The following is an 8,111-nucleotide window of genomic DNA, read 5'->3' as shown; positions in this document are numbered from 1 at the left end:
GAGGAAACCCCCGCGGCCCGCCCCCCCCGCCGGTCCGCCGTCACGGCGAACACCTCGCAGCCGGGGCGTGCGGCGGCCCACGGGATGCCCTCCGGACCCAGGGCGAAGGCCGCCGTGGCGACCGCGTCCGCCTCCGTCAGGGTGGGGGCGGTGACCGTCAGGGCGAGCAGGCCGGTCGCCGGGCGGCCGGTGCGGCCGTCGATGATGTGGTCGCCGCGTTCGTAGCGCGCGGAGGTCGCGACCGCGCCGTCGGTCAGCTCCAGGGCGGTGCACAGCCGGCCGGCGTGTTCCGGGTGCCGTACGCCCACGCGCCACGGCCCGCCGGCGGCGACCACGTCACCGCCGGCGTTGAGGCAGAACCGCCGCGCTCCCGCCGCCCGCAGCAGATCGGCGCCCTTCTGCACCGACCAGCCCTTCACCACCGCGCACGGGTCGAGGCGCCGGCCCGGCAGCCGTACGTCGAACGCGCCCCCGGTGGCGGTCCGGTACCGCTCGCAGAGGGCGAGGACCTCGGTGAGGTCGGTGCTGAGCCGGTCCGGGGCCAGCTCGCCCCGGTCCAGACGGGAGACCTCGCTGTCCTCGCGGAACGGGCTGAAGCGGGCGTCGACTTCGCGCAGCCAGGCGAAGAGGCCGTCCACCGCTGATTCCCCGAACCCCTCGTCGTCGACGCGCAGCGACACCGGGAAGCCCATGACGTGTTCGACGCGCCGCATGTCAGGAGTCCCGCGCGTCGAGGGCGGCCTGCAGGGACTCCCGGTAGCCGTCGCTGGTGACGGTGGCGCCGGAGACCGTGTCGACGTCGGCGCTCTGGGCCCGGAGCGTCTCCTCGATCAGCACCGGCACGGCGGCCGTGGTCTGCGGATGGTCCGGCTGCCGGAGCATCCGCACCGCGCTGATGCGGTCGCCGTCGAGGGTGACCTCGACCTGCACGGGGCCCTTCTCCGTGTCGACGGTGGGGCCCGCGACGACCCGGGCGGTGCCGCCCGGGGAGGTGGACACCGAGGGGGCGGGCGCGGGTTCGGCGACCGCCGGCTCCGGGGCGGACGGGGTGTGGCGCCAGACCGGGATCAGTCCGGCGACGGTCAGGACCAGGACGGGCAGTGCTCGTTTCACGGTGTTCTCCTCGGTCGGCCCGCGTCCGTCATCCGGCCAGGCTGAAGCGCTCGTAGTGGATCTGCCGTCCCGGTACGCCCAGTTCGCGCAGGCCGCGCAGGACCGCGGCGGTCATGCCGGGCGGGCCGCAGACGTAGACGTCCCGGTCGGTGAGGTCGGGCACGAGCCGGGACAGTTCACCGGGGGCGAGCCGGTCCGGTACGGGCGGTCCGGTCACCAGGTGCAGTTCGGCGCCCTTGGCGAGGGCCAGTTCGCGCAGTTCGTCGTGGAGTACGGCGTCGGTCTCCGTGTTCACGCGGTAGAGGACGACGGCGTGGCCGTGCAGCTCCTCCAGCAGGGCCCGGATCGGGGTGACGCCGACGCCGCCGGCGATGAGCAGGGCGTCGGGGCGGGTGCGGTGCAGGGTGGTGAAGGCGCCGTAGGGGCCCTCGGCGAAGACCCGGGTGCCGGGCCTGAGGTGGCGCAGGGCCGCGCTGCCGTCGCCGGCCGCCTTCGCGGTGAGCCGCAGGGTGCGGCCGTCGGGCGCGGCGGACAGGGAGAACGGGTTCGCCTGCCACCAGCGGTCCTTCGTCAGGAACCGCCACAGGAAGAACTGGCCGGCGCGGGCGGGCAGCCGGTCCAGGTCACGGCCGGTGATGTACACGGACACCACGTCGTCGCTCTCGGGCACGACGGCCGTGACCCGGAGCCGGTGGCGCCGGTTCCGCCACAGCGGCAGGACCAGCCGGCCGGCGAACACGGCGGTGAGGGCCGCACCCCACAGTCCGTACCAGTAGGCCGTGGCGGCGGCCGAGGCGGTGAAGGTGGATCCGACGGCGACCTGGTGGGTGAAGGCCAGCACCACGGCGACGTAGGTGTACAGGTGGACGAAGTGCCAGGTCTCGTAGGCGAGGCGGCGCCGCGCGCGGCGGGCCGAGACCGCGCCGACGACCAGGATCAGCACCAGCGCGACGACCGCGCGCAGCACGCCCTCGACGGTCTCCGCGAGGTCGACGAGCTGGTCCACCGGGTCCATGGAGGACATCTCGGCGTAGCCGAAGGTGATGAAGACGGCGTGACCGAGGAGCGTCCACAGCAGTCCGAAGCCGACCCAGCGGTGCCACAGGGTGAGCCGGTCCATGCCGATCCTGCGGTCCAGCCAGGGCAGCCGGGCCACCAGCAGCAGCTGGAACGCCATCAGCAGGGCGGCGTACAGGCCGGTGAGGCGGCCGAGCACGACGAGGGCGTTCGCGCCGAAGCCCGCCTGGACGAAGAAGGCGGCCACCACCGCCGCGTTCGCGGCGAGCAGGCCGTACAGGCCGATGCGCGCCACCGCCTTGGGGCGTCGCCTCGCGGTGGGGGGTGCGGGAGGCGATTGGACAGCTGTCACGCCGGAAACTCCTTGATCGGGTCCTGGGACTCCGAGCTTGGTCACAGGCGCTGTCGATCTCCTGTCGGTCGACTTTCAGGTTTTTATCGATCGAGGTGCGATCGCGCACCGCCTCTGGCGCCGGGAGCGGTGTGCCGCAGTATGGGCGGGTGGAAAAAGTACGACTCCTCGTCGTGGACGACGACCCGCCGATAGCCGACCTGGTCGCGACCGTCGCCCGTTACGAGGGCTGGGACGCGGTCACCGCCAACTCCGGGGAGGAGGCGCTGCGCCGCGCGGCCGAGTTCCGCCCGGACATCGTGGTGCTCGACCTGATGCTGCCGGACGTCGACGGCTTCGGCGTCCTGGACCGGCTGCGGCGCTCCGGGACGATGGTGCCGGTGGTGTTCCTCACCGCGCGGGACGGGGTCGCCGACCGGGTGGCGGGGCTGACCCGGGGCGGGGACGACTACCTGGTCAAGCCGTTCGCCGTGGAGGAGCTGATGGCGCGGCTGCGGACGGTGCTGCGGCGCAGCGCGGGGCCGGGTTTCCAGCGGTCGGTGCTGCGGGTGGCGGACCTGACGATGGACGAGGACACCCGCGAGGTGCGGCGCGGTGAGCGGCTGCTGTCGCTGACGCCGACCGAGTACGAGGTGCTGCGCTACCTCATGCGCCGGTCGCCGACCGTGCTCACCAAGGCGCAGATCCTGGACCACGTGTGGGAGTACGGCTTCGGGGGCCGCTCCAACGTGGTGGAACTGGTGGTCAGCCGGCTGCGGCGCAAGCTGGACGACACCGGTGAGCCGCTGATCCAGACCGTGCGGGGCTTCGGGTACGTGATCCGGCAGGCCGCCGGGTGACGGCGTTTCTCCGGCGGCTGCGGGACACGTACCGGAGGATGCGCCTCGGCACCCGGCTGGCGCTGGGCCTCGGGGTGCTGTCCCTTGCGGTGTTCGCGGTCGTCGGCACCGCGCTCACCACGTACATGCACGACTACCTGGAGCGGCAGCTCGGCGACCAGCTCAAGCTGATCCAGGCCGTGCAGGCCAAGGACGCGGCGGCGCACGGCACGGTCAGGCGCAAGCCGTACTACGGCTGGTACACGGCGGTGTACGACGTCTCCGACGACGCGGTCACCCTGCGCAGGCCCTCCGACGTGCCCGAGGACACCCGTGCCCTGGCCGACCTCGCGCGGGCGATGGCGCACTCCGACACCGAGCTGACGCGCACCGCGCGGATCGACGGGGAGGGCACCTACCGGCTGCGCGGCTGCGAGGTCGAACCGGGGGTGGTGCTGGTGAGCGCCGCGCCCGTGGAGGACATCGAGGAGACCGTCGGGCAGCTGATCACCGTGCAGGTCGTGGTGTTCGCGCTCGCACTGCTGGCGCTGGTGGTGTTCGGGCGGCGGATGCTGCGGCGCGGGCTGAAGCCGCTGAGCGACATGGCGCACACCGCGCACGGCATCGCCTCGCACGACCTGACCGAGTCGGCGGCCCGGCTGCCGCTGCGCGCGGACGGCCGGGACGGCGGCCTGGAGGTGGCGGAGCTGCGCACCGCGTTCAACACGATGCTGGAGCACATCGACGACTCCCTCGCGGTGCGCGCGGAGGCGGAGCTGCGGCTGCGCCGGTTCGTCGCGGACGCCTCGCACGAACTGCGCACCCCGCTGATGTCGGTGCGCGGCTACGCGGACCTGTTCCAGTACGCCGCCGCCAACGAACCCGCCGAACGCGAGCGGCACCTGGCCCGGCTGCGGGCGGAGGCGGCCCGGATGGGCGTGCTCCTGGACGATCTGCTGCTGCTCGCCCGGCTGGACGCGGCGGAGGTGGAGGCGCCGCTGCGGACGGCGGACACGGACCTGGGAGAGCTGGTCCAGCAGGCCGCCGACGCGTTCCGGGCGGGCCATCCGGGACATCCGCTGGCGGTGACGGCCGGGCCCGCCCCGCTGGTGCTGCGGCTCGACCCGCAGCGCGTCCGGCAGGTCCTGGACAACCTGCTCACCAACGCGGCCGTGCACACCCCGGCCGGTACCCGGGTGTCCGTGGCGGTCTCCGTCGCCGCCGGCTCGGCGCTGGTGCGGGTCGCCGACGCGGGCCCCGGTGTCCCGGCGGAGGACCGGGAGCGGGTCTTCGACCGCTTCTACCGCGTCGACAAGGCCCGCAGCCGGGACCGGGGCGGCAGCGGGCTGGGCCTCGCGGTCGCCCGGTCACTCGTACGGGCGCACGGCGGCGACATCGAACTGAGCGGCGGTCCCGGGGCGACGGTGTTCACCGTACGGCTGCCGCTGGAGGCGTACCCGCGGGCAGTCGTGCCGCAGGGCGGCACGGGTGGGCGCGACGGCACCCCGTGAGCGCCGGGCTGCGCGACACCACCCGCCCCGCGCGAACTCCGCTCACCGCCGGGCGACCGGCGGAGACGGGTCTTACGGACCCGTGACGTCACGGGCGCGGACCCCGTCGTCCGGCAGGGTCCGCGCCTAGCGTGGACGCATGCGCGTACTGGTCACCGGCGGTGCCGGGTTCATCGGGTCCCATGTCGCCGAGGCGCTGCGGGCGCGCGGGCACGAGCCCGTCGTCTTCGACGTCCGCACCGATCCGACGGCGGACGTGCGCTCCCCCGGCGCGGTGCGCGAGGCCCTGTCCGACGTGGACGCGGTCTGCCACCAGGCGGCGATGGTCGGCCTCGGCACCTCCTTCGCCGACGCACCGGAGTACGTCTCCCGCAACGACCTGGGTACGGCGGTGCTGCTGGCCGCGATGGCACGGGCGGGGGTGGAGCGACTGGTGCTGGCCGGGTCGATGGTGGTGTACGGCGAGGGCCGCTACGCCTGCGCCCGGCACGGGGTGGTGCGTCCCGGACCGCGGGCCGTCACCGACCTGGTGGCCGGCCGCTTCGAGCCCGTCTGCCCGGTGTGCGGGACGGACCTCGAACCGGGCCTGGTCGGTGAGGACGCCCCGGCCGACCCGCGCAACGTGTACGCCACGACCAAGCTGGCCCAGGAACACCTGGCCGCCGCCTGGGCCCGGTCGACGGGCGGTTCGGCGGTGTCGCTGCGCTACCACAACGTGTACGGCCCCGGCATGCCACGCGACACCCCGTACGCGGGCGTCGCCTCCTTCTTCCGCTCGGCGCTGGCCCGCGGGGAGGCCCCGCGCGTCTTCGAGGACGGCGGTCAGCGGCGGGACTTCGTGCACGTGCGGGACGTGGCGGCGGCGAACGTCGCCGCGCTGACGGCGGACCCGGCCGCCGGGGCGCTCACCGCGTACAACACCGGCAGCGGCACCCCGCACACGGTCGGCGAGATGGCCCGCGCCCTGGCCGTCGCGCACGGCGGTCCGGACCCGGTCGTCACCGGGGAGTACCGCCTGGGGGACGTCCGCCACATCACGGCGGACTCCTCCCGCCTGCGGACCGAGCTGGGCTGGGAACCGGAGGTCGGCTTCGCGGACGGCATGCGGGAGTTCGCGGCGGCGGGGCTGCGGGGCGACTGAGACGCGGGAGGGCGGGCCGGCTTCGGCCGCACCGGACGGTCACGGCACCCGCGCGGGTGGCCGTCGGGCCGTCGTGAGAGGAGCTTCGGGTCAGGGCCCCGTCGCCGGAAGGGTCACCTCGAAGCGGCAGCCGCCGGTGACGTTGCGGACGGTGGTGCTGCCCCGGTGGGCCTCGACGATGCCGCGGACGATGGCGAGGCCGAGGCCCGCGCCGGCCGGCGGGGTGCGGGCGTGGGTGCCGCGCCAGCCGGTGTCGAAGACGCGGGGCAGGTCCTCCTCGGGGATGCCGCCGCAGCCGTCGGTCACGGACACCACCACGCCCTCCTCGGAGCGCCGCGCGGCGACGGCGACCGTGCCGTCGGCCGGGGTCCGGCGGATCGCGTTGACCAGCAGATTGCCCAGTACGCGGCTCATCTCCCGCCCGTCCACCTCCACCGGCACCGGCTCCACCCGGTCCCCGACGAGCCGTACGCCGTGCTCGCGGGCGAGCGGGTGCGCGCCGGCGAGGGCGTCGCCGATCAGGTCGTACAGGGAGATCCGGGAGGGCGAGAGGGTCAGCGTGCCGGCGTGGATGCGGGAGAGTTCGAAGAGGTCGCCGACCATGTCGTTGAGGCGTTCCACCTCGGTGCGGATCTGCCTGAGGTAGCGGTCGGGTTCGGCGGCGACGCCGTCCTCCAGCGCCTCGGCCATCGCGCGCAGTCCGGCGAGCGGGGTGCGCAGGTCGTGGGAGATCCAGGCGACGAGTTCGCGCCGGGAGGACTCCAGGGCACGCTCGCGGTTCCGTGACTCGGCCAGTCTGACGCTGGTCGCCTCCAGTTCGCGGCTGAGCGCGGCGAGTTCGGCGGTGGACGGGCGCTCGGGCGCGGCGAAGTCCCCGCCGTCACCGAACGAGCGGGCGGCGAGCGCCAGTTCGCGGCTGCGTGCGACGACCCAGCGGCCCAGCAGCAGCGCGGTGACCGTGGAGACCACGGCGGCCATGGCGACGACCGTGGTCACCACGCTCAGGTCGTGCGCCGACAGGAACATCGCCTGGGCGACGGCGAGGGTGCCCGCGAGCATCGCCGCCACCGCGACCCCGGCGACGACCGCTAGATGCGCGGTCAGCGACCGGCGCCGGATCAGCAGCAGCACGCACGCGCCGAGCACACCGGCCGCGGCGGCGCCGAGGAAGGCGAACAGGGCGATGAGCAGCATGTCGCGCATCGCTCACCCCTCCCCGTCGAAGCGGTATCCGACGCCCCACACGGTCTGGACGATCCGGGGCCGTGCCGGATCGTCCTCGACCTTGCCGCGCAGCCGCCGCACGTGGACGGTCACGGTGGACAGGTCACCGAAGTCCCAGCCCCACACCTCCCGCATCAGCTCCTCCCGCGCGAAGACCCTCCCGGGGTGGCGCAGGAAGAAGGCTAGGAGGTCGAACTCGCGGACGGTGAGGGCGAGTTCGACGCCGTTCTTGGTGGCCCGGCGGGCGGCGGGGTCGACGGACAGCCCGGCCGCCCGCAGCAGCCCCGACGCGGCCGGGGCGGGGCGGGTGCGGCGCAGTACGGACTCGACGCGCAGGACGAGTTCGCGCGGGCTGAACGGCTTGGTGACGTAGTCGTCGGCGCCGACCTCCAGACCGAGGATGCGGTCGTCCTCGTCGCCCCGCGCGGTGAGCATGATGACCGGCACGGGCCCGCGCCCGCGCATCCTGCGGCACACCTCCAGACCGTCCATGCCGGGCAGCATCAGGTCGAGGACGACGAGGTCCGGCCAGTGGGCCGCCGCGCGGGCGAGCGCGTCGGGGCCGTCACCGGCCCGGTCGACGACGTATCCGGCGCGGTCGAGGTAGCCGGTGACGATCTCGGCGACGGTGGGGTCGTCGTCCACGACGAGGACCCGGGCCCCGGTCTCGGCGTTCGGTGGTCGCTGCTCCATGCGGCCAGCCTCGCACCACGCGCGCGCGAGCGGTGCGGGCCGGCCGCCGACGTCCGCGTTCCGTAAGGAGTCGATGACCGGTATGCCCGTTTCGCGTTCGTAGGGTGAGAGCCGTGACCTCCTCCTCCCCCGCCCCGGATCCGGGCCCGCCGTCCGTGGACGTCGTCCTCCCCTGTCTCGACGAGGCCGCGGCGCTGCCGTGGGTGCTGGAGCGCGTCCCGCCGGGCTGGCGCGCCCTCGTC

8 protein-coding genes and 1 pseudogene are annotated in these 8,111 nt (G+C 74.5%); 4 read left to right on the top strand and 5 right to left on the bottom strand.

Annotated elements, in window-relative coordinates; translation table 11 throughout:
• From B7767_RS32660 to B7767_RS32650, 3 genes are all read right to left on the bottom strand, one after another.
• Window positions 1-713 (bottom strand): FAD:protein FMN transferase (locus B7767_RS32660; RefSeq protein WP_085575279.1); only part of this gene is annotated, 713 nt, incomplete at its 3' end.
• Window position 714: 1 nt separating this feature from the next.
• Window positions 715-1,113 (bottom strand): FMN-binding protein, encoded by a 399-nt coding sequence (locus B7767_RS32655; RefSeq protein ID WP_085575278.1) that lies wholly within the window; start codon window positions 1,111-1,113, stop codon window positions 715-717.
• A gap of 28 nt (window positions 1,114-1,141) precedes the next feature.
• A complete protein-coding gene (locus B7767_RS32650; RefSeq protein WP_085575277.1) occupies window positions 1,142-2,482 on the bottom strand; it encodes a ferric reductase-like transmembrane domain-containing protein in 1,341 nt (446 codons plus the stop codon).
• A gap of 149 nt (window positions 2,483-2,631) precedes the next feature.
• On the opposite strand from B7767_RS32650, the gene B7767_RS32645 reads away from it, so the two are divergent.
• From B7767_RS32645 to B7767_RS32635, 3 genes are all read left to right on the top strand, one after another.
• Window positions 2,632-3,321, top strand: coding sequence for a response regulator transcription factor (locus B7767_RS32645; protein ID WP_179167375.1), 690 nt, complete (start codon window positions 2,632-2,634; stop codon window positions 3,319-3,321).
• A 38-nt stretch (window positions 3,322-3,359) separates the two neighbouring features.
• Entirely contained in the window at window positions 3,360-4,811 is a 1,452-nt protein-coding gene (locus B7767_RS32640) for a cell wall metabolism sensor histidine kinase WalK (RefSeq protein ID WP_085575275.1), read from the top strand.
• Between the two features lie 139 nt (window positions 4,812-4,950).
• The gene (locus tag B7767_RS32635) at window positions 4,951-5,952 is read left to right on the top strand and encodes an NAD(P)-dependent oxidoreductase (RefSeq protein ID WP_085575274.1); all 1,002 of its coding nucleotides are present in this window, start codon (window positions 4,951-4,953) and stop codon (window positions 5,950-5,952) included.
• 90 nt (window positions 5,953-6,042) lie between these two features.
• Here B7767_RS32635 and B7767_RS32630 read toward each other — a convergent pair whose 3' ends face one another.
• Together B7767_RS32630 and B7767_RS32625 are read right to left on the bottom strand one after the other, a co-directional pair.
• Window positions 6,043-7,155: a sensor histidine kinase KdpD gene (locus B7767_RS32630; protein ID WP_085575273.1), complete on the bottom strand. Its 1,113-nt coding sequence runs from the start codon at window positions 7,153-7,155 to the stop codon at window positions 6,043-6,045.
• A gap of 3 nt (window positions 7,156-7,158) precedes the next feature.
• Complete coding sequence (locus tag B7767_RS32625) at window positions 7,159-7,869, bottom strand: response regulator transcription factor (protein ID WP_085575272.1); 711 nt, start codon at window positions 7,867-7,869, stop codon at window positions 7,159-7,161.
• Window positions 7,870-7,973: 104 nt separating this feature from the next.
• Between B7767_RS32625 and B7767_RS48565 the strand changes: the two are divergent.
• Window positions 7,974-8,111 (top strand): annotated as a pseudogene (locus B7767_RS48565) (glycosyltransferase); the annotation flags it as partial.

It is taken from the genome of Streptomyces sp. 13-12-16, assembly GCF_002114215.1.
Taxonomy (GTDB): Bacteria; Actinomycetota; Actinomycetes; order Streptomycetales; family Streptomycetaceae; genus Streptomyces.
This window is presented reverse-complemented; position numbering and strand designations above follow the sequence as displayed.